Origin of the sequence: Novosphingopyxis iocasae, assembly GCF_014334095.1 — a bacterium.
Classification (GTDB): domain Bacteria; phylum Pseudomonadota; class Alphaproteobacteria; order Sphingomonadales; family Sphingomonadaceae; genus Novosphingopyxis; species Novosphingopyxis iocasae.
Genome location: NZ_CP060495.1, coordinates 2,167,334 through 2,187,584, shown reverse-complemented (window position 1 = coordinate 2,187,584; position 20,251 = coordinate 2,167,334). Strand labels below are relative to the sequence as shown.

Here is a 20,251-nt window from a genome sequence, read left to right as displayed (position 1 = left end):
GCTCCATGCAAATGTGCGGCTTAGAAGCGTGCGGCATCGTCTCTCCTCTTATCGCCCAACGGGGTTAGCGGGCAGGCGCTCCCATGAAAAGCCGCGCGCAACAAAATTTCGCCGGGTTCTCGCTTCCGCCTTCCCCAACGTAAACCTATATCGTCCCCATCACCCAGCCACGAAAGATCGCCCCTTCATGAACCGCCGCCTGATCGCCGCGCTGCTTCTGTCCGCCACCACTTTTGCAGGCTTGCCCGCCTGCTCGATGCAGCCCGACAAGCAAGGGCCGAAGGCGGAAGCGACGACACCGGCGGGCACCGAAATCGGTATCGATCTGGCCGGCACGAACACCAAAGTGAACCCGGGCGACAATTTCTACGAATATGCCAACGGCACCTGGCAGAAGACCGCGAAAATCCCGGCCGACCGCTCCAGCACCGGCGTGTTTCTGGAAGTGTTCAATGAGGCGGAGAAGCGCAACAAGGCGCTGATCGAGGAAATCGTGCAGTCCAAGCCGATGGCCGGCTCCGACGCCAGCCGGATCGCGAAATTCTACCACGCTTATATGGACGTGAACGCGATCAACAGCGCGGGGATGCGCCCGATCCAGCCCGATCTGCAGCGTTATGCCGCGATCGAGGATAAGCAGCAATTATCCGAAACGCTGGGCGGAAACTTGCGCGCCGATGTCGATCCGCTCAACGCCACCGATTTCCAGACCGAAAATCTGTTCGGCCTGTTCGTGACGCAGGGGCTATCGACGCCGGGCGAAGTGCTGCCCTATCTGCTGCAGGGCGGGCTGGGCCTGCCGGAACGCGAATATTATCTGTCGACCGATCCCGACAAGGTGGCGATCCGGGATGCGTACAAGGCCTATATCCAGAAACTGCTGAGCGATGCCGGAATTTCCGATGCCGCGGCGCGGGCGGACCGCATCTTCGCGCTGGAGACCAAGATCGCACGGGCGCATGAAACGCGCGCGCAGAGCGAGGATTTCGCTGGTAGCGCGACGATCTGGAGCCGCGGCGATTTTGAAAAGCAGGCACCGGGAATCGACTGGAACGCGTTCTTCAGCGCGGCGCAGCTTTCCAACCAGTTGAAATTCGCCGCCTATCACGCGCCCGCCATTTCTCGGCTGTCGAAACTTGTCGCCAGCGAGCCGCTGCAGAGCTGGAAGGACTGGCTGGTTTTCCACCAGATCAATGCGCATGCGGACGTGCTGCCCAGCACGATCGATCAGGATCACTTCGCCTTCTACGGCACGCAGCTGAACGGCACGCCCGAACAGCAGCCGCGCGACAAGCGCGCGCTGGCCGCAGTGAACAGCTATCTCGGCGATGCGGTGGGCAAGCTCTATGTCGAGAAATATTTCCCCGCCTCGGCAAAGCGGCAGGTGAATGGGATGGTAAGCAATATCATCGCCGCCTTCCGCAGCCGGGTGCAGAAAATCGACTGGATGGCGCCCGAAACAAAGGCGGAAGCGCTCGCGAAGATCGAATCGCTAAAGGTGGGCGTGGGCTATCCCGACAGCTGGCGCGATTATGCGGGGTTCGAGCTTTCGAACACCAACGCCTATGCCGACGAGATCGGCGGAGAAATGGCGGAATACCGCCACCGACTGTCCAAGATCGGCCAGCCGTTCGACAAGAACGAATGGTGGATGACGCCGCAGACGGTCAACGCGGTGAACCTGCCGGTGCAGAATGCGCTGAACTTTCCGGCGGCGATCCTGGAGCCGCCTTTTTTCGATCCGAAGGCGGATGCGGCGTCCAATTACGGCTCGATCGGCGCGGTGATCGGGCATGAGATCAGCCACAGTTTCGATAATAATGGCGCCGCTTTCGATGCGGAGGGCAAGCTGCGCGACTGGTGGACCGAGGCAGATCTGAAACGCTTCCAGCAGCAGGGCGCGGCGCTCGCCAACCAATATGATGCCTATTCGCCGTTTCCGGGGGTGAATGTGAACGGCAAGCTGACGTTGGGTGAGAATATCGCCGACGTTGCCGGGCTGCAGGCGGCCTATGATGCCTATCGTGCTTCGCTCAACGGTAAGGAAGCGCCCGTGATCGACGGCTTCACGGGTGATCAGCGCTTCTTCATCGCTTATGCGCAAAGCTGGCGCACCAAGATGCGCGAGGAGGCGCTGCGCCAGCGCATCGCGACCGATGGGCACGCGCCCGGGCAATATCGCGCGCTCACCGTGCGAAACCTTGATGCCTGGTACAAGGCGTTCGACGTGAAGCCCGGCGACAAGCTGTATCTTGCGCCCGATCAACGCGTACGGATCTGGTAGCTCGCTGCACGAAATCGAGCGTTCTGCGGCCCCTGCCGGACGGTCATATATCGGTCTTTTTCCTATCACGGCTTTGCAATGGTGAAGCCCAGCCCTATTCCCGGCGGCGGAGTCGGGTTCAGGGAATATGGGAATGCGCAAATTTCTGGGGGCGGGTGTTGTCGGCTTCGGTCTGCTGATGGCAGTTCCGGCTGCGGCGCAGACGCCGCAAGGCGAAACCGAAGCGCTGCGGGCTGAGGTTGCCGAACTCAAGGCGCGGTTGGCAGCGCTGGAGGCGCGCTTGAATGCGGCCGAGCCGGACGGTGCGGATGGCGCTGTGCCTGTCGCCGCTCCGCCCGAAACGCGTGCCGTTGCCGCGGCCCCGGTGGTCGCCGCCGCGCCTTCGCCTGCCACTCCCGCCGTGCCTGCCGGGACCAAGATAAGCTGGAAAGGCGCGCCGCAGATCAGCGGTGCCGATGGCTGGAGCTTCAAACCGCGCGGGCGCATCATGTACGATGCCGCCTATGTCGGCTCGCCGGACGGCATCAGCGATCCGGGGCTGGGCTTCTCCAACGAACTGCGCCGCGCGCGCCTTGGCGTCGAGGGCACGATGCCCGGCGGTTTCGGCTACAAGATGGAGGTGGACTTCGCGAACGGTGAGATCGTCGTCACCGACGCTTTCATGGAATATGAAGCGGGCAAGGCGGTCTTTACCGTGGGTCAGCATAACGGCTTCCAGGGCCTGGAGGAGCTGACCAGTTCCAACGATACCAGCTTCATCGAGCGCGCAGCCTTTACCGATGCCTTCGACTTCGTTCGCCGCGTCGGGGCGTCCGTGCAATATCTCGACGGCCCGCTGATCGCGCAGGCCGGTGTCTTCACCGCCAATGTCGAAGATCTGTTCGACGATGCGAATGATGCGATCGGCGGCGACGGGCGGCTGGTCTATGCGCCGAAGATCGGCCGCACCCAGCTGCATTTCGGCGGATCGCTGCATTATCACGATCCCGGCTCCCTGCCGCAGCGCGTGATCTATCGCCAGCGACCGCTGGTCCATACCACCGATGTGCGCTTCATCGGCACGCCGCTGCTGCTGGCCGACAACACCTTCGGCTACGGTCTGGAGCTGGCGGCGGTCCGCGGTCGCTTCTGGGCCGAGGCGGAAGGCTTCTGGCAGCATGTGAACGCCGATACCGGTTTCGATCCCACCTTCTTCGGCAGCTCGGTCGAGTTGGGCATGTTCCTCACGAATGACACCCGGCCGTACAAGAACGGCATCTTCAAGGGCGTGAAGGTGAGCGATCCGGTGAGCGAGGGCGGCATCGGCGCGATCCAGGCTGCGGTGCGCTATGACGGGCTGCGGCTCAATGACGGGCCGATCCTGGGCGGCACACAGGACGGGTATGAAGCCTCGCTGATCTGGACGCCGATCGATTATGTGCGCTTCATGATGACTTACGGCCATCTGGTGTACCGCGATGCCATCATCCCGACGGCGAGCGGCAACAGGGACTATGCGGTGGACGAAATCGGGGCACGCGCGCAGATCGTGTTCTGACGCTGCCCGCACGAACGGCGCAAGCGCGGCGCGGCCAGCCGCAATTGCGATTGTCGCGGAGGCAAGCGCGCGGCATGATCGCGCGCATGAAGCGTCCGCTCCTTTTGCTGCTGATTGCAGCCTTCGCCTTTCACGGCTGCGCCCTTGCCGAACCCGATGCCCGTGGCACTGCGTCCACCCAAGCCGCGGAGACCACCGAGGCTGCCGCGCCGGTGCAGGCCCCGCCCGTCGTCGCCCCGACGATTGTGGCGCGCTTCCCGCATGATCCGGGCGCTTTCACGCAGGGGCTGCTGTGGCACGACGGCACCTTGTACGAGAGCACCGGGCAGCTGGAGCAATCCACCATTCGCAAGGTGCGGCTGGAGGACGGCAAGGTGCTGCAGAGCGTCGCCATTCCGCCACAGGAGTTCGGCGAGGGGCTGACGCTGTGGAAGGATGAGCTTGTCAGCCTCACCTGGCAGGCGGGCGTCGCGCACCGCTGGGCGCTGAAGGACTTCCGGCCCAAGGGCAATTTTCGTTATGATGGCGAGGGGTGGGGCCTGACCACGGGTGACGATGCACTGATCATGAGCGATGGATCGCCGATCCTGCGCTTCATGGATCCGTCCAGCTTTACCGAGCGCGGCACGTTGTTGGTTCACATGCCGGACGGCCGCGCCATCCCGCAGCTCAATGAGCTGGAATATGTGAACGGATCCATTCTGGCGAATGTCTGGCAGACGCCGTTCATCCTCAAGATCGATGCGAAAACAGGGCTGATCACGCAGGTGATCGATTGCCGAGCGTTGGTGGCCGAAGTGGCGGAGACGGACCGCGACGCGGTGCTGAACGGTATCGCCTGGGATGCTAAGGGCAAGCGGCTGTTCGTCACGGGCAAGCTATGGCCCACACTGTTCGAGATCAGCGTGCCCGGACTGTAAGCGTCGTCGGCGCGATCGTAAGCGGTGCGATCTCGGGCTGGTCGCCCGCACCACTGTCCCACGCGGTCAGCGTGCTGGTGATGTTGCGGGAAAGATCGCCCAGTGGGCAATCCTCCACCGCCTGGACCATATCCGGAGCCTCGCAGATCGCCGCGAGGCAGCGCAGCCGCTGCGTGAGCAGGTCGAAAAGCTGGATATCGGCGGGATGGTGCACCACCATGTGCCGGTCGACCGCAAGGCGCATCCCGAGTTCTTCGATATCGTCGGCGGACCGGCGCATCTCGTTTGCGATCAACGGGGCGGCGCGTTTACGCATGGACGGCCCCATCGGCGGCGCCACCCTCCGCTCCGCTGGTGGCGTCGCAACCCAGATGGCGGTGGATCAGCTCAGACAGGCTGCCGTAGGGAAAGGGCTTGGTAATCCAAGCAATCGCATCGTCGGCGACCGCCTCTTCGGCGAGCCCGCGCCGCTCTTCGGTGGAGATCACTAGAAAAGGCGGGGAAGTCGGTTCGCACCGGCGCTTCATCTGTTCAAGGAAGGTGAAGCCGTCCATCTCGGGCATGTTGATATCGCTGGTGACGATGTCGGCGCGGTTGGATTCCAGCCATTCGAGGGCGGCTGGACCGCTGACGGCGGGCACCACGGTCAGCTCGTCCGAAGACAGTTCTGCCTCCAGGATTTCCAGCATGATCCTGCTGTCATCGACGATAAGTGCCGTTTTCACCTGCCGCTCCCCGAATTTGCAATGCGCGAACGGCAGGGTTTTTCCCGGACGGGCATCCGGAAAGTCACCTCCCGATTCACGGTTAGGCTGTCGTCCCCGGACTGCGGGGCCGTGGCTTTCGACATATTCTGTGCTGGTGACCGGATCGTTAATGCGGACACAAATATGCCTGTTTTTCAGGCTGGAGGCACCGTTTGGCCTTTGGGATCGGCCCCCGGGAATTGCGGTTTTGCGCGGCCTAGCAATGCTGCCGCGCCCAAGGGCTGCCCGATCGCAAAACCGGGTCCGTCCTGGATGCAACGGGCCCGGGGCGCGTGTGGTCAGGCGGCGTCCTGATCCAGCGAATAACCCGCCGAGCGGACGGTGCGGATCAGGTCCGGCCGGCCCCCTGCGTTCAGTGCCTTGCGCAGCCGCCGGATATGGACGTCCACGGTGCGCGGTTCGATATCGCTGTCATGTCCCCACACGCTGTCGAGCAGCCGCTCCCGGCTGAACACCCAGCCAGGATGCTCCAGAAAGTGCTTGAACAGGCGGTATTCGGTCGGGCCGAGCGGCACGGTCTCGCCGCCGCGGCGGACCTTGTGGGCCACCGTGTCCATCTCGACATCGGCAAACTTCAGCGTCTCGCCCGCCAGCGCCGGACGCACGCGGCGCAGCACGGCGTTCACCCGCGCCACCAGTTCGCGCGGGGAGAAGGGCTTGGTCACATAATCGTCGGCGCCGATTTCGAAGCCGCGAATGCGATCATCTTCTTCGCCGCGCGCCGTCAGCATGATGATCGGCACATTGGCCGTGGTTTCGATCTTGCGGAGCTGGCGGCAGACTTCGATCCCCGAGAGGTTTTCGATCATCCAGTCCAAGAGCACGATATCAGGCGTCTGTTCGCGCGCCAGCAGCAGTGCCTCCTCGCCATCGGGCGTGTGGCGCACCTCGAACTCCTCGCGCTCGAAATGCCAGCGCACCAGTTCGGCGAGCGATTCATCGTCCTCGACCAGCAACATGCGCGGCTTGTTCATGTCTTGCGTCCCTTATCCGCCGATTTCGTCGCCGAGATTGCGCCCGGTCTGCGAGAAATACACCATCTCCGCGCAGGTTGTGGCGTGATCGCCGATCCGTTCGAGATTCTTGGAGATGGACAGAAGATGCGCGATCTCGGTCGCGTCGGTCGGGTGCTTGGCGACATGCGCGATGAAATCCACGAACAGGTCCTTGTGGATCTGGTCCACCTCATCATCGCGGATGCAGACAGCGCGGGCCATGTCGACATCGCGCTTGGCAAAGGCCTCCATCGCCATACGCACCATCTCGGTGCCGATATCGGCCATGCGGAACAGCTGTTCGTTCGCGTCCAGAAAGCCGTGGCCTTCCAGCGCGCCGACGCGCTTGGCGATGTTCTTGGCATAATCGCCGATCCGCTCGATCACACCGCTCATCTTCAGGGCGGCGACCAGATCGCGCAGATCGTCCGCCATCGGGGCGCGCAGCGCAATGGTCTGGACCACGCGGCGCTCCACCGCGGTCTCAAGCTCGTCGATCGCCTTGTCGCCTGCAACAACGGCGCGCGCGCTTTCGGTGTCGTTCGCGCGCAAAGCCTTCATCGCCGCCTCGACCGCGGCTTCGGACCGCGCGCCCATATCGGAAATCATACCGCGGATGTCCGACATTTCCTGGTCGAACGCCTTGACGGTGTGGCCGGCTTGCAAGTTCATATCTCTGGTCCTCCCGGCCCGGTTTTATCCATAACGGCCCGTAATGTAATCCTTGGTGCGCTCCTCGCGCGGGTTGGTGAAGATTTCGGACGTTTCGCCGAACTCCACCAGCGACCCCAGATGGAAGAAGGCGGTGCGCTGCGAAACGCGCGCGGCCTGCTGCATATTATGGGTCACGATCACGATAGCATATTGGCCGCGCAGCCCGTGGATCAACTCCTCGATCTTGGCGGTGGCGATGGGATCGAGCGCGGAACAGGGCTCATCCATCAGGATCACCTCCGGATCGACGGCGATGGCGCGGGCGATGCACAGGCGCTGCTGCTGCCCGCCGGAAAGCGCGGTGCCGCTGTCGCTGAGCCGGTCCTTCACCTCGTTCCACAGGCCTGCGCGCTGCAGCGAGCGCTCGACGATCTCGTCCAGCTCGCTCTTGCCCGCGGCAAGGCCATGAATACGCGGGCCGTAAGCCACATTGTCGTAGATCGATTTGGGGAAGGGGTTGGGCTTCTGGAACACCATGCCGACGCGCGCGCGCAGCTGCACCACGTCCATCTTGGGCGCGTAGATGTCTTCGCCGTCCAGCCGGATGTCGCCTTCCACCCGCGCGATCGGGATGGTGTCGTTCATCCGGTTGAGCGTGCGCAGGAAGGTGGATTTGCCGCAGCCCGACGGGCCGATGAAAGCGACGACATTGTCCATGCCGACGTCGATCGACACATCGCTGATCGCCTGCTTCGCGCCGTAAAAGACGTTCACGCCGCGCGCTCGAATCTTTGGATCGGCCAGGCCGGTGGCGTTGGACGATGGGGACGCGCCCGTGGCCGGACCGGACGTGTCCGTGGCTTCGGCGAAGGCTTCAGTGCGGCGGTTGTCGTCGGTCATGATCGGGTCACCAGCGGGTTTCGAACTTGTTGCGCAGATAGATGGCCAGCGCGTTCATGGACAGGAGGAAGGCGAGCAGGACGATGATGGCCGCGCTGGTCTTCTCGACGAAGCCGCGGTTGATCTCGTCCGACCAGAGATAGATCTGAACCGGCAGCACGGTGGCAGGATCGGTGAAGCCGTCCGGGGGGGTCGGAATGAACGCGCGCATGCCGATGAGGAGCAGCGGCGCGGTTTCGCCCAGCGCGCGGGCCATGCCGATGATCGTGCCGGTCAGGATACCGGGCAGCGCCAGCGGCAGAACATGGTGAAACACCACCTGTACGGGCGACGCCCCGATGCCCAGCGCCGCCTCGCGGATCGAGGGGGGCACGGACTTGATGGCGTTGCGTCCGGCGATGACGATGATCGGCATGGTCATCAGCGCCAGAGTAAGGCCGCCCACGATCGCGGCGGAGCGCGGCATGGAAAACCAGTTCAGGAATACGACGAGGCCGAGCAGGCCGAAGATGATCGAGGGCACCGCCGCCAGATTGTTGATCGAGACTTCGATCAGGTCCGTCCAGCGGTTCTTGGGCGCATATTCCTCCAGGTAGAGCGCGGCCAGCACGCCCACCGGAAAGGCCAGGATGATGGTGATGAACATCGTCATCAGCGATCCCTTGAACGCGGCCCAGATGCCCGCCTGCGCGGGGTCCGTCGCGTCCGATCCGGTCAGGAAGGTGGTGTTGAAGCTGGTCTGCACGGCGTCCTTCTGCTGCAGCATGGCGAGCAGGCGCTCGGCCGCAGGCGGGCCATCTTCCTTGGCCGCAATGTCGATTTCCGAGCTGGTGGGAAGCCACAGCGTCTGCTCGCTCTCGATCAGCTGCGGATCGGCAAGCAGCTTCTGCTGCACCACCTGCCAGGCACCGCTTGAGAAGATCTGGTTGCCGGCATCGCCATATTGGCTTTCCATCGCCACGCCGACGACGCCGGGCAGATCGAGCGATCCGACTACGGTCTCGGCATTCTCACCGGAGATCGCTGCGGCGCTGGTGCCGCCGGTCAACGCCGGAAAATCGATGGTGAGCTCCGCCTCGGTCTGCTGGAAACCGCCCAGGCCGTTACCGACCATGACGTAGAGCAGAAAGGCGAGGAACGCGGCGGACAATATCACGGCAGCAAGGCCGAGATATTTGAAGCGGCGCTCTGCGGCGTAACGCTTGGCGATGCGCCTTTGCATGGCATCGCTCGACCAGTCGGTCGGCGTAGTGCGTCTGGCGGGGGCGGGAGCGTCAGTCATTCATAGGCCTCCCGGTAGCGCTTCACGACACGCAGCGCGACGAGGTTGAGCAGCAGCGTCACGATGAAAAGGACAAGGCCCAGCGCGAACGCGGCGAGCGTCTTGGGGCTGTCGAATTCCTGATCGCCGGTAAGCAGCTGCACGATCTGCACGGTTACCGTGGTCACGCTGGCAAATGGGTTGGCGGTCATGTTGGCGGTAAGCCCGGCGGCCATCACCACAATCATCGTCTCGCCGATCGCACGGCTGACGGCCAGCAGTACGCCGCCGACCACGCCGGGCAATGCGGCAGGGACCAGCACCTTCTTGATCGTCTCCGATTTGGTGGAGCCCATGGCGAGCGACCCGTCGCGCATCGAATTGGGCACGGCGGCAATGCTGTCATCCGCCATCGAGGAGACGAAGGGAATGATCATCACGCCCATCACCACGCCCGCGGCCAGCGCGCTTTCGGACGATGCGCCCGGAATGTTCAGCATGGCCGCGAAATCGCGCAGCGCCGGGGCCACGGTCAGCGCCGCGAAATAGCCGTAGACCACGGTCGGCACGCCCGCGAGAATTTCCAGGATGGGCTTCATCCATTTGCGGAAGCCGGGGCGGGCATATTGGGTCAGGTAGACCGCGCTCATCAGGCCGAGCGGGATTGCGACGATCATGGCGATGATCGCGCCGATGAACACCGTGCCCCAGAACAGCGGGATGGCGCCGAAGCCATTGTCTCCGCCGGGCGTGACGGTCGATTGCGGGTTCCAGTTCGCGCCGAACAGGAATTCGATCGGCGAAACCACCGAGAAAAAACGCACCGTCTCGAAGATCAGCGAGGCGACGATGCCGATGGTGGTGATGATCGCGATCAGCGATGCGACGAGCAAGCCCGCCATCACCACGCGCTCCACCTTGGTACGGGCGCGGAAATCGGGCTTCAGGCGGGTGAAGGCATAGGCGCCGCCCGCGAACAGCAGCAGCAGCGTCGCCGCCACCGCGATCCAGTTGTAATGCGCGATCGCCGCCTCGTAGAGCGGCACGAACTTGTTCGCCATCGGCTGGAAGGCCGTGGTCTGTGTGCCTTCGGCAATGGCGCGCGCTTCGGACAGGATCGAGGCGCGGGTGAAGCCGTCCATCGGCAGCGAAGCCGCCTCGGGAGCGGACAGCACCATATCGGTTTGCAGGGCCGGGACGATCGCGGTCCATACCGCCAGGAACAGCAGCGGCGGAACGATCGCGAACAGCGCGACGTACCAGCCGTGATAGCTCGGCAGGCTATTGAGATTCGTGCGGTCGCCATGGACGAAGGCCGCCGCGCGCGCACGTCCGGTAATCCAGGCGATCAGGCCCAGCCCCAGAACCAGAAAAAGCAGCCCCGCCCCAGCCATCATCTCAACCCCTTGCCCGCTCGGCTTCGTGGAAGCAACCGGCGCGGCGGGCGGGCCAATCGCTCCCGCCGCCGCGCCGGATCGTTGCTGCTGCGGATCAGCCCGCCAGGCTGGCGGCGTCGATCGACTTCATCGTACCGGCTTCGCCCGCCGATGCCGCGCGCTCGCTGTCGGGCAGCGAGATCAGGCCCAGCTTGGAGAGATAGCCGTTGGCGCCGCCGGCGGAGACGAATTCCTTCACGAACTCCTGCAGGCCCGGAATCTTCCCGATATGCGCCTTCTTCACATAGATGAAGAGCGGCCGCGCGCCCGGATACTGGCCGTCCGCGATCGTCTCATAGGTCGGCGTGACGCCCTGAATCGGGATACCGCGCACCTTGTCGGCATTTTCGGCCATGTAGCTGTAGCCGAAGATGCCCATCATGTCCGGATTGCTGACCAGTTTCTGGACGATCAGATTATCGTTCTCGCCCTGCTCCTTATACGCGCCGTCGGTGCGGATGTCGGTGCAGATCGCCTTGTGCTGATCCTTGTTGCTGTCCTTCAGCGCCTTCATCTCGGCGTTGCTGTCGCAGCCCTTCTCCATGATCAGCTCTTCGAACGCGTCGCGCGTGCCGGACGTGCTGGGCGGGCCGTAGACGGCAATCGGAATGTTGGGGAGCGAGGGATCGACATCGGCCCAGCTCTTGGCGGTCTGTTCCATGCCGAACGGCTTGGCGGCCAGCGCCTTGTAGATCTGCTCTTCGGTCAGCTGAATCTTGGGGCCGTTGACGGACTGCGCCATGGCGATGCCGTCGATGCCGATCTTGACTTCGGCGATGTCGGTCACGCCGTTCTTCTGGCAGGTCTCGAACTCGCTCGGCTTCATGCGGCGCGATGCGTTGGCGATGTCCGGAGTGTTCGGGCCAACGCCGGCGCAGAACTGCTCGATACCGCCGCCGGTACCGGTCGATTCGAGCACGGGCGCGGTGCGCCCGGCGCCGCCCGATGCGTAACGCTCCGACACGGCCTTGGCGAAGGGGAAGACCGTCGAGGAGCCGACAATCGCGATGTGATCACGCGTGCCGCCACCCGACGAGCTCGCCTGATCCTGGCAACCGGCAAGCAGCGCGACTCCGGCCAGAAGGCCAGCGAATCTCTTCAACATATTCAACCCCTTGGAAAATCGGTATTTATGAGTGGGCGGGCCAAAGCAGCCATCGCGCGGCGGGAACCCGGTATGAGCGCCCTTTAGGGGCGGCAGGTGGCTTCCGGGTGACTGTCATATGACAGTGATGTTACGGTTTGGGTCGATCGATTTTACAGCATGCCCGATGTGTCGCCCGATAAAAGGGGCGGGGAAGAGGGCGGATCGTCCGCCAACCGCGCGATTTGCAGCATGACGTTGATGGTCGTGCCGCGTCCCGGCTCGCTGGAAATTTCCAGATGGCCGCGATGGCGGTCCACGATATGTTTGACGAGCGACAGGCCAAGGCCGGTGCCGCCCAGTTGCCGGCTGCGGCCCGAATCGACACGGTAGAAACGCTCGGTCAGCCGCGGAATATGTTCGGGCGCGATCCCCTCGCCTTCGTCGGCGACCCGCAGCCGCGCCATCGAGCCGGAGCGCGTCAGGCCGATCGACAGCGTGATCGGCGTGTCCTTGCGGCCATATTTCATGGCGTTGGACAGGATGTTGTAGAGCAGCTGGCGCAACTGCGAAGTGTCACCCATCACCATGCGCGGCTCATCGGTGCCGTGCAGCACGATGTCCCCACCGCGCGGGTTCGATCCGGCGGCCAGCTCGCCCGCTACGCTGCGCGCGATATCGCTGAGATCGACCGTGGTCTCAACCGGCTGATATTTCTCCGCCTCGATCCGGCTCAGCGACATCAGATCGCGCACCAGCGCCTGCATCCGCTCCGTCTCGGCGGCCATGATGCCCAGGAAACGCGTGCGCGTGGGCGCGTATTCGCCCGCATCGGGCTCGCTGAGCGTCTCGATGAAACCTTTGACCGAAGAGAGCGGCGTCATCAGTTCGTGGCTGGCATTGGCGACGAAGTCGACGCGCATCTTTTCCGCGGCCTGGCTCGACGTTCGATCGGTCAGCCGCACCAGCTTCTGGCCGGAACTGATGCGCTGGATGTGCATGTCCCATGCCTGATCGCGCAGGCCGATCCCGGTCAGCCGCAGCGGTCGCCCCTCATGCTTCGCATCTTCATCGGCAAGCCGTTCGGCAGCGCCTGCATGGCGCACGGCGGTGCGGACATTCTCGCCCACCACATTCTCGCCGAACAGCCGCCGCGCGGCCCGGTTGGCGTTGGTGACGCGCGCCGCCTCCACCACCATCACCGGGTCGGTCGAGGCGTCGATGAAGCCCTGAAAATCGGGATGATGGGTGATCCGGCCGGGCGATGGCGCTGTGTTGCGCGCCGGGCGGGCGCGGGCACGCCCGCCGCCCTGATCCGCTGCCACGAAAATCGCGATCATGCCGGTTACCGCCATAATGAACGCCCGCTCTGCCGGCACGCTGCTGTAACCTGCGATGATCGCGCCCGCGATGAACAGCAGCGCGGCGAGCAACAGACGGAGGATCGAAAAACGGGTCATCGCGGCCGTCCCATAGCAAAGCAGGGCGCTGCAATATATTGGCAAGTTTTCGCTGGCATCCTGTCCCGCGATCGGACGGCAACCCGGCCCCGCCGCCCGCGCTATCGCTTTCGCAGGCGCGCGCGGCTATGTCGGCCGTCTCGAATGAGGGAGAATGGACGTGGCGGACGAAGGCGGCGAGCAAACCGAAGGCGGCAACGCACCGCGCGGCGTGGTCGATCGCCGCCGCGCGCTGATGCTCGGCGCTTTTGCCGCATCCACCGTCGTCAGCATCAAGCCGGCCATCGCCCAGACCGCGGGATCGGTGCTCAATTGCGAGATTCCGGTGCCCGATCGCAGCCAGACCGGCCAGTATATCGCCGCCGATGGCAGCCTGGTGCCGCCCGATACGCCCGGCTCCTTTGCCCCTCCGGGCCGCAATTTCACCGGAGAGGAAGTGAAGAACGCGCTGAAAGGCCGTCCGCTTCCCGGCGCGAGTTATGAGCAGAACGAGGCCTATCTGAACTATATCCGCCGGTTGCAGGCGGGGCAGAGCGGGTTCACCTGCTATGCCTCGCTCCAGATGCCGCGCTAGCCGCGGGCTTTCGCTCCCACTGCATTCGCTCTTGCGTAGCGGGCTTTCCCTGCGGACAAGGGGAGCCGCATGGACGATGAACCGCTCTACATCCGCGCCGCCGCCGCCGATCTCGTCTGGCATCCGCTCGAGGCGCTGACGCTCGTTTATGATCGCCGCTCGGGCATCACGCATATCGTGGTGGAGCCGGTGCCGGAAATCATGGAGGCGATGGGCGATGCGCCGGCAAGCGCTGCCGACCTGGCGGAGCGGCTGGGCGAGCGGTTCGATCTGGAAGGGGACGCGGCTGCGCTGATCGGGGCGCGGTTGACCGAGTTGGCCGCGCTCGGCCTTATCGAACGGAAGCAAGCCCATGCATGAGCTGCGCCTCAAGGTAGGGCCTGCCGCATTTCGCATCGGTTCGGCCTGGCGCGCGCCGATCGAGCAGCTGGAGGGGATCTACGCGGCCTATCCCAAGCCCCGCCATGTCGATTTCACGGTCCGGCTCGATCCGGCGAAGCCCTGGCGGAAATATCTGCGCCCCTCGGCCATGATCGCGGGCGATTTCATGCTGCCGGACGCCGCGCCCTTGCCGCTGGCACAGGGGCTGCTGGCGGCAGAGATGGGCATGAACCTGCAGATGGCGCTCGGCTGGCGGCGGCATTTGCTGCTGCATGCGGGTGCCGCCGAAAAGGACGGACGCGCGATCGTGATGACGGGCCTGTCGGGTTCGGGCAAATCGACCATGGCCGCGCTTCTGGGCGAGACGGGCTGGCGCTTCATGAGCGACGAGTTTGCGCTGCTGGGGCTGGAAGATGGCGCGATCCATCCCTTTCCCCGTCTGGTGAGCCTGAAGAACAGCGGCATCGAGGCGCTGGAGCAGCGCGTCGGGCATAGGCGCCTCGGCCCGCGGCTGCGCGGCACGCCCAAGGGCGACATCCGCCATCTCGTCCCGCCCGTCGATGCGATCGAGCGGATGGCCGAACCAGCCTTGCCGAAGCTGATCCTCTTTCCCCGCTTCGGAGAGCGCCGCGCGGTGCGCACGGTGCCGCCGGGCGAACTGTTCATGCGGCTGACGCAGGCATCCACCAATTACGTGGCGCTGGGCGAGGCGGGCTTCGCCGCGCTTACGCGCCTGTGCGAGACCGTTCCCGCGCGCGCGATCGACTACGGCCGGGGCGAGGAGGGGGCCGAGCTGATCGAGGAATTGTGGGAGACGCTGGCATGACCGCCGCCGCCCGCCGCCTCACCGCCTGTCTGGTCGATCCGCGCATTGCCGGTCAGTTCGGCGCACGCCAGTGGAACGAGCTGATCGCGACGGCGCGCGCCGAACGCCTGATCGGTGCGCTCGCCGATCGGCTGGACGGGCGCAGCGTGCCCGAAGAGGTCGCGGTGGTGCTGTCCGATGCGCGTGTCATGGCCGCGCAGGAACGCCGCGCCGCGCTGTGGGAAGCGGACTGCGCTCGGCGTGCTCTGGCTGGCTATGAGGGCAAGGCGGTGCTGCTGAAGGGCACGGCTTATGTCGCGGCGAATCTCGATGCAGGGCGCGGGCGATCGATCGGCGATCTCGATCTGCTGGTCGCGGAAAAGGATCTGGAGGAGGTGGAGCGCGCGCTGCTCGCCGCGGGCTGGGAGTGGGTGAAGGAAGACGCCTATGACGATGCCTATTATCGCCGCTGGATGCACGAGCTGCCCCCGCTGATCCACCGCGATCGGGATCGGATGATCGACGTTCATCACACCATCCTTCCCAAGACAGCGCGGCCCACGCCCGATGCCAAGGCGATGATCGGATCGGCCATCGCGTTGCAGCCGGATGAGAAGGCGAAAGGCGTGCGTCTTGCCAAATTTTCCAGCTGGCACGGGCTCCACATCCTCTCGCCCGCAGACATGGTGTGCCATTCGATCGCGCACCTACTGGCGGATGGAGAGATGGACGGGGGCCTTCGCAACCTCTGGGATATCGACCGGATGCTGCGCGAGTTCGCAGGCTCCGCCAATTTCTGGGACGCCCTGGCGGTGCGGGCGCGGCGGCATGAGATCCTGCCCTATGTCCGCCGCGCCCTGCGACTTGCCGAACGGATCTATGATACACCGGTGGACGAGAAATTGCGTGGCCGCACGCTTGCCAGCGACAAATGGTTCGAAAAACGCATGATGGCCCGCGATGGTTGGGGCCGCCAGACGAACCGGGCGCTGCGCTTCTTTTTCTATATTCGCGGCCACTGGCTGCGCATGCCGCCCAAAATGCTGGCGCGCCATCTGTGGATCAAATGGCGCAAGGGACAGCGGGGCTGATGGAATTTCGCGGGCCGCGCATGGCCACGCCTGCTTCAACGGGGGGATAAAACATATGCACTGGATGAAATATGGCGCGGCGGCGGCCGTCTGTGTGGCGGTGGCCGGATGCTCGATGACGGAGAACGTCAACGGGTCTGAGCAGGCGGTGTCCGATTTCCGTGCCTTCTACGACGCCGGTGACTATGACGCGATCTACAATGCGGCGAGCGGCGAGTTTCGCAAGAGCTCGGACCGGGCCATGTTCAACAAATATCTCGCGGGTGTGCAGCGCCAGCTCGGCAAGTTCCGCAGCGCGCGGCGGACCGGCTTCAACAGCTCCATGAATGGATCGGGCCAATATGTGACGCTGGGTTACGACAGCGATTACGCCAAGGGCAAGGCGGCCGAACAGTTCGTCTACCGCATCACCGCCGACGGGCCCGAACTGTTCGCCTACACCATCAACAGCGACGTCTTCGTCACGGGCTGAACGCTCCGGCGCGGCGCGTTCTCTTTTTTACGACAGGCCTATGCGCTTCACGCCTTACGCGTCAGGAATTGGGCGATGCGTTCGGCAAAGCCGGGCTGGACATAGCTGTCCTCGAACAAGCTGCGGCTCTCTTCGTCGTCGTCCACGGTGCCGCTCGCAATGGCGCGCAGATGCTGCTTTGTCGCTGCGATACTGTGGCCGGAATTGGCGATCAGCGTCCGGGCCAGATCGCGGGCGCGGCGTAGGGCGTTGTCCGTGATCTCGTGGATCAAACCGATGCGGCAGGCCTCTTCCGTGTCGATCAGCGCGGCGGTGAGAAGCAGGCGGCGGGCCTCCGCCACGCCGACGGTAGCCGCAAGCAGGTGGGTGTCGAAGCGGCTATAGGCGATGCCGAGCTTGGCCGGCGTGACGCCGAACCGGCTTTGCGGCGTTGCAATGCGCAGATCGCATGCGAGCGCGAGCCCGCACCCGCCGCCAATACAATCGCCATCGATAGCGGCGATGACCGCAATATCCGCTTCCCATAAACCCCGGTTGCAGGCGCGCACCGCAGCAAATTTGCGTGCGCGCCAGCCCGCATCCTCGCGGTTCGCGGCGATGTCGTGGATATCCGCGCCGGCGCAGAATTGTCCGGGTTTGCCGCCGGTCAGGATGATCGCGCGCACCGCAAGGCTGGCCTTCGCTTCCTCGATTTGCGCGGCCAGCGCCTCCCAGTCTTCCAGCCGGAGCGCATTCTTGCGCAAGGGCCGGTCGATCGTGATCGTGGCGATGCCGCCTTCGACCTGCATGCCGATGCTCATGCTGTTGCCAATCGTTCGAGCGTCGGGATCAGCTCGTCATAATGGTCGATGATCGCATCGGCGCCCAGTTCCTCGACCGGTTGATGCAGGAAGCCGAAGCTGACCGCGATGGCGGGCAGCCCGGCATTGTGCGCGGCCATGATGTCGTAGATCGAATCGCCGATGAAGGCGGCGCGGGTCTCGCCGGGCTTATGCCCGCAGCGCCGGATCATCTCGTCGATCGGCGCACGGTGCGGCTTGGACTTGCCCTTGCCCATCGTATCCCCGCCGATCACGCAGGCGAACCGATCGCGTAAGGACACGGCGCTCAGCAGCGTTTCGGCAAAACTTTCATATTTGTTGGTGACGACGGCCAGCGTCACGCCGCGTTCGGTCAGCGCGTCCATCGCATCCAGCAGGCCCGGATAGGGATGCGATCCGCTGCCCAGATGCGCGCCGTAATGATCGAGCAGGCGCGGCAGATATTGCTTCAGCAGCATCTCCGCCTCCTCGCCCTTTGCCCCGGTCTGCTCGATCCCGACTTTCAGCATATGCTTTGCGCCCAGGCCGATCATGGGCTTCACCTGCTCGCGCGTCAGCGGCGGATGGCCCATCAGGCCGAGCGTGTGATTGACCGATGCGGTCAGCTCGTCACTCGTGTCCAGAAGCGTGCCGTCGAGGTCGAAGCCCACAATGTCATACGGAAAATCGGTCATGGCACCCGGCATGCCCGCAAGCGGCTGGATTATGCAAGGACGCCATGCGAAAGGCTGGCGATCAAAGGAGACCGCAAGCCGATGACCGAACCTACTTCTCCCGACCGCCCGCTCGCCGCGATCGTGCTCGCCGCCGGATCGGGCACGCGGATGAAATCGGACACGCACAAGGTGCTGCACGCAATCGCGGGAAAACCGATGCTGCTGCACCTCATCGATACGCTGGAGGAACTGGGCGTCGAACGCCAGGTGGTCGTGGTCGGCGCGCGCAAGGAGCAGGTGGAGGCGGCCGTCGAGGGACGCGGCGTGGCGATTGCGGAGCAGACCGAGCAGTTGGGCACCGGCCATGCGGTGGCGCAGGCGCATGATGCGCTGAAAGGTTTCTCGGGCGATATCCTGATCCTCTACGGAGATGTCCCGCTGGTGAGCGCGGAGACGATGCGCCGGATGGTCGAGCGGCTGCGGCGCGGCGACGATCCGCGCTGCGTGGTGCTGGGCTTCCGCCCGGACGACCCCGCCGCTTATGGCCGCATCATCGCGGATGGCACCGGCATCATCGAAACGATGGTGGAGTATAAGGACGCGAGCGAGGCGCAGCGCGCCGTGACGCTGTGCAACAGCGGGCTGATGGCTGCGCGGGCGACCGATTTGTTCGTGCTGCTCGATCAGATCGGCAACGATAATGCGGCGGGCGAATATTATCTTCCCGATATCGTGATGCTGCCCGGCCAGCCCAGCGCGGTGATCGAAACGGATGCAGACGAGGTGGCGGGCGTCAACAGTCGCATCGAACTCGCCCGTGTGGAGGGCGACTGGCAGCGCCGCCGCCGGGAACGCGCGATGGCCGACGGTGCCACGCTGATCGCGCCGGAAACCGTGTTCTTCGCTTATGACACGCAGATCGGCCGCGACGTTAGAATCGAACCGAACGTCGTCTTCGGCCCCGGCGTCACGGTGGAGGACGGTGCGGTGATCCATGCCTTCAGCCATCTGGAGGGCGCGCATGTGAAATCGAACTGCTCCGTCGGCCCCTATGCGCGGCTGCGGCCCGGATCGGTGATGGAAGAGGGCGCGAAGGTCGGCAATTTCGTCGAGATGAAGAAGACGGTGCTGGGTAAGGGCGCGAAAGCCAATCATCTCACCTATCTGGGCGATGCCGATGTGGGCGCGGGCGCGAATATCGGCGCGGGCACCATCACCTGCAATTATGACGGCTGGTTCAAGCACAAGACCGTCATCGGTGAAGGCGCGTTCATCGGATCGAACAGCGCGCTGATCGCCCCCGTCACCATCGGCCGCGGCGCGATCGTCGCGGCAGGCAGCGCGGTCAGCCGCGATGTCGGCGACGGAGACCTGCGCTTGGTGCGCGGCGAGCAGCTGGTAAAGCCCGGCTGGGCGGACCGCTTCAACAGCACCATGCGCAAGAAGAAGGAGGGTTGATGCACGGGGCCCAGGGGGCGCTAATCGGCGTCGCAGGAGCAGCGCTTCTGCTGACGGCTTGCGGGCAGGAGGGGCCGCAGGAACGCTCGGCGGGCGGGAAGACCGTTGCGGCCAAAGCGTCTTCTGCGTCCAAAGCAACCACGACCACGACCACGACCACGACCACGACCACGACCGCCGCAGCCGCGCTTGATACGCGGCCGACATCGATGGTCCCGCCCTTGCCCGGCAAGGCCGATCTGTGTGCGCCGGGAGAGAAGCGCCTCTTTTCCTGCCGCCTGCAAAACGGCAAGACCGCTTCCGTCTGCGCTGCGGCGGAGGCCGGCGGCGGGCGCTTCCCGCAATATCGCTACGGCAATCTAAAGGAAGAGAGCGAACTCGTCTTCCCAGAGCATCGCGGCGGCGGGGCGATCCGCTTCGTTTCCGTACCCTATTCGGGCGGCGGAGAGGCGCAGCTGAGCTTTACGCGCGGGGCCTATCGCTATGTCGTCTACAGCCGCGTGGTCCGCACCAATTTCACGGCTGGCGAGCCCAATGATCCGCAGTTCGACGATGGCGTTCTGGTGATGAAAGACGGCAAAATCATCCAGGACCATGGCTGTAGCGGTGAGGCGCTGTATTCCGTCGATTACGCCTTTTCGAAGAAATATGCCGAGCTGGCCGATCAGGACGCACTGGTCGATCATCCATCTTGA

The 20,251-nt window shown here is 64.4% G+C and carries 21 protein-coding genes; 10 read left to right on the top strand and 11 right to left on the bottom strand.

Going from position 1 to position 20,251, the window contains the following annotated elements:
• The first annotated feature begins 187 nt into the window (after nt 1–187).
• The 3 genes from H7X45_RS10490 (at nt 188) to H7X45_RS10480 (ending at nt 4,741) form a co-directional block, all read left to right on the top strand.
• The gene (locus H7X45_RS10490) at nt 188–2,284 is read left to right on the top strand and encodes a M13 family metallopeptidase (RefSeq protein ID WP_187334829.1); all 2,097 of its coding nucleotides are present in this window, start codon (nt 188–190) and stop codon (nt 2,282–2,284) included.
• A 133-nt stretch (nt 2,285–2,417) separates the two neighbouring features.
• Entirely contained in the window at nt 2,418–3,821 is a 1,404-nt protein-coding gene (locus H7X45_RS10485; RefSeq protein ID WP_187334828.1) for a porin, read from the top strand.
• 86 nt (nt 3,822–3,907) lie between these two features.
• Nucleotides 3,908–4,741 carry a glutaminyl-peptide cyclotransferase gene (locus tag H7X45_RS10480; RefSeq protein ID WP_187334827.1) on the top strand — a complete coding sequence of 278 codons (834 nt, stop codon included), beginning with the start codon at nt 3,908–3,910 and terminating at the stop codon, nt 4,739–4,741.
• On the opposite strand, the gene H7X45_RS10475 is transcribed toward H7X45_RS10480, so the two are convergent.
• The 9 genes from H7X45_RS10475 to H7X45_RS10435 form a co-directional block, all read right to left on the bottom strand.
• A complete protein-coding gene (locus H7X45_RS10475; RefSeq protein WP_187334826.1) occupies nt 4,722–5,057 on the bottom strand; it encodes a hypothetical protein in 336 nt (111 codons plus the stop codon). The genes H7X45_RS10480 and H7X45_RS10475 overlap by 20 nt on opposite strands.
• Nucleotides 5,050–5,466, bottom strand: a complete 417-nt coding sequence (locus H7X45_RS10470; RefSeq protein ID WP_187334825.1) for a response regulator — start codon at nt 5,464–5,466, stop codon at nt 5,050–5,052. The genes H7X45_RS10475 and H7X45_RS10470 overlap by 8 nt, the downstream gene beginning before the upstream one ends.
• A gap of 320 nt (nt 5,467–5,786) precedes the next feature.
• Entirely contained in the window at nt 5,787–6,482 is a 696-nt protein-coding gene (gene phoB / locus H7X45_RS10465) for a phosphate regulon transcriptional regulator PhoB (protein ID WP_187334824.1), read from the bottom strand.
• A 12-nt stretch (nt 6,483–6,494) separates the two neighbouring features.
• A complete protein-coding gene (gene phoU / locus H7X45_RS10460) occupies nt 6,495–7,175 on the bottom strand; it encodes a phosphate signaling complex protein PhoU (RefSeq protein ID WP_187334823.1) in 681 nt (226 codons plus the stop codon).
• Between the two features lie 24 nt (nt 7,176–7,199).
• Nucleotides 7,200–8,057 carry a phosphate ABC transporter ATP-binding protein PstB gene (pstB, locus tag H7X45_RS10455; protein WP_187334822.1) on the bottom strand — a complete coding sequence of 286 codons (858 nt, stop codon included), beginning with the start codon at nt 8,055–8,057 and terminating at the stop codon, nt 7,200–7,202.
• 7 nt (nt 8,058–8,064) lie between these two features.
• Nucleotides 8,065–9,339: a phosphate ABC transporter permease PstA gene (gene pstA, locus H7X45_RS10450; protein WP_187334821.1), complete on the bottom strand. Its 1,275-nt coding sequence runs from the start codon at nt 9,337–9,339 to the stop codon at nt 8,065–8,067.
• Nucleotides 9,336–10,712 (bottom strand): phosphate ABC transporter permease subunit PstC, encoded by a 1,377-nt coding sequence (gene pstC, locus H7X45_RS10445; RefSeq protein WP_187337108.1) that lies wholly within the window; start codon nt 10,710–10,712, stop codon nt 9,336–9,338. The genes pstA and pstC overlap by 4 nt, the downstream gene beginning before the upstream one ends.
• Nucleotides 10,713–10,809: 97 nt before the next feature.
• Complete coding sequence (locus H7X45_RS10440; protein WP_187334820.1) at nt 10,810–11,859, bottom strand: substrate-binding domain-containing protein; 1,050 nt, start codon at nt 11,857–11,859, stop codon at nt 10,810–10,812.
• A gap of 152 nt (nt 11,860–12,011) precedes the next feature.
• On the bottom strand, nt 12,012–13,298 hold the full coding sequence (locus H7X45_RS10435; protein WP_187334819.1) for an ATP-binding protein: 1,287 nt from the start codon (nt 13,296–13,298) through the stop codon (nt 12,012–12,014).
• Between the two features lie 154 nt (nt 13,299–13,452).
• Between H7X45_RS10435 and H7X45_RS10430 the strand changes: the two genes are divergently transcribed.
• The 5 genes from H7X45_RS10430 to H7X45_RS10410 all read left to right on the top strand — a co-directional run bounded on the left by H7X45_RS10430 (nt 13,453) and on the right by H7X45_RS10410 (nt 16,621).
• Entirely contained in the window at nt 13,453–13,872 is a 420-nt protein-coding gene (locus H7X45_RS10430) for a hypothetical protein (protein WP_425498167.1), read from the top strand.
• A gap of 69 nt (nt 13,873–13,941) precedes the next feature.
• Nucleotides 13,942–14,232 carry an HPr-rel-A system PqqD family peptide chaperone gene (locus H7X45_RS10425; protein WP_187334818.1) on the top strand — a complete coding sequence of 97 codons (291 nt, stop codon included), beginning with the start codon at nt 13,942–13,944 and terminating at the stop codon, nt 14,230–14,232.
• Entirely contained in the window at nt 14,225–15,079 is an 855-nt protein-coding gene (locus H7X45_RS10420; protein ID WP_187334817.1) for an HprK-related kinase A, read from the top strand. Before H7X45_RS10425 ends, H7X45_RS10420 begins: the two co-directional genes overlap by 8 nt.
• Nucleotides 15,076–16,149, top strand: a complete 1,074-nt coding sequence (locus tag H7X45_RS10415; RefSeq protein ID WP_187334816.1) for a nucleotidyltransferase domain-containing protein — start codon at nt 15,076–15,078, stop codon at nt 16,147–16,149. Before H7X45_RS10420 ends, H7X45_RS10415 begins: the two co-directional genes overlap by 4 nt.
• 55 nt (nt 16,150–16,204) lie before the next feature.
• A complete protein-coding gene (locus H7X45_RS10410) occupies nt 16,205–16,621 on the top strand; it encodes a DUF4019 domain-containing protein (protein WP_187334815.1) in 417 nt (138 codons plus the stop codon).
• A gap of 47 nt (nt 16,622–16,668) precedes the next feature.
• Here H7X45_RS10410 and H7X45_RS10405 read toward each other — a convergent pair whose 3' ends face one another.
• A complete protein-coding gene (locus H7X45_RS10405; RefSeq protein WP_187334814.1) occupies nt 16,669–17,421 on the bottom strand; it encodes an enoyl-CoA hydratase/isomerase family protein in 753 nt (250 codons plus the stop codon).
• Nucleotides 17,418–18,116, bottom strand: coding sequence for an HAD hydrolase-like protein (locus tag H7X45_RS10400; protein ID WP_187334813.1), 699 nt, complete (start codon nt 18,114–18,116; stop codon nt 17,418–17,420). The genes H7X45_RS10405 and H7X45_RS10400 overlap by 4 nt, the downstream gene beginning before the upstream one ends.
• Before the next feature lie 81 nt (nt 18,117–18,197).
• On the opposite strand from H7X45_RS10400, the gene glmU reads away from it, so the two are divergent.
• Together glmU and H7X45_RS10390 are read left to right on the top strand one after the other, a co-directional pair.
• Nucleotides 18,198–19,556 (top strand): bifunctional UDP-N-acetylglucosamine diphosphorylase/glucosamine-1-phosphate N-acetyltransferase GlmU, encoded by a 1,359-nt coding sequence (glmU, locus tag H7X45_RS10395; protein WP_187334812.1) that lies wholly within the window; start codon nt 18,198–18,200, stop codon nt 19,554–19,556.
• The gene (locus H7X45_RS10390) at nt 19,556–20,251 is read left to right on the top strand and encodes a hypothetical protein (RefSeq protein ID WP_187334811.1); all 696 of its coding nucleotides are present in this window, start codon (nt 19,556–19,558) and stop codon (nt 20,249–20,251) included. The genes glmU and H7X45_RS10390 overlap by 1 nt, the downstream gene beginning before the upstream one ends.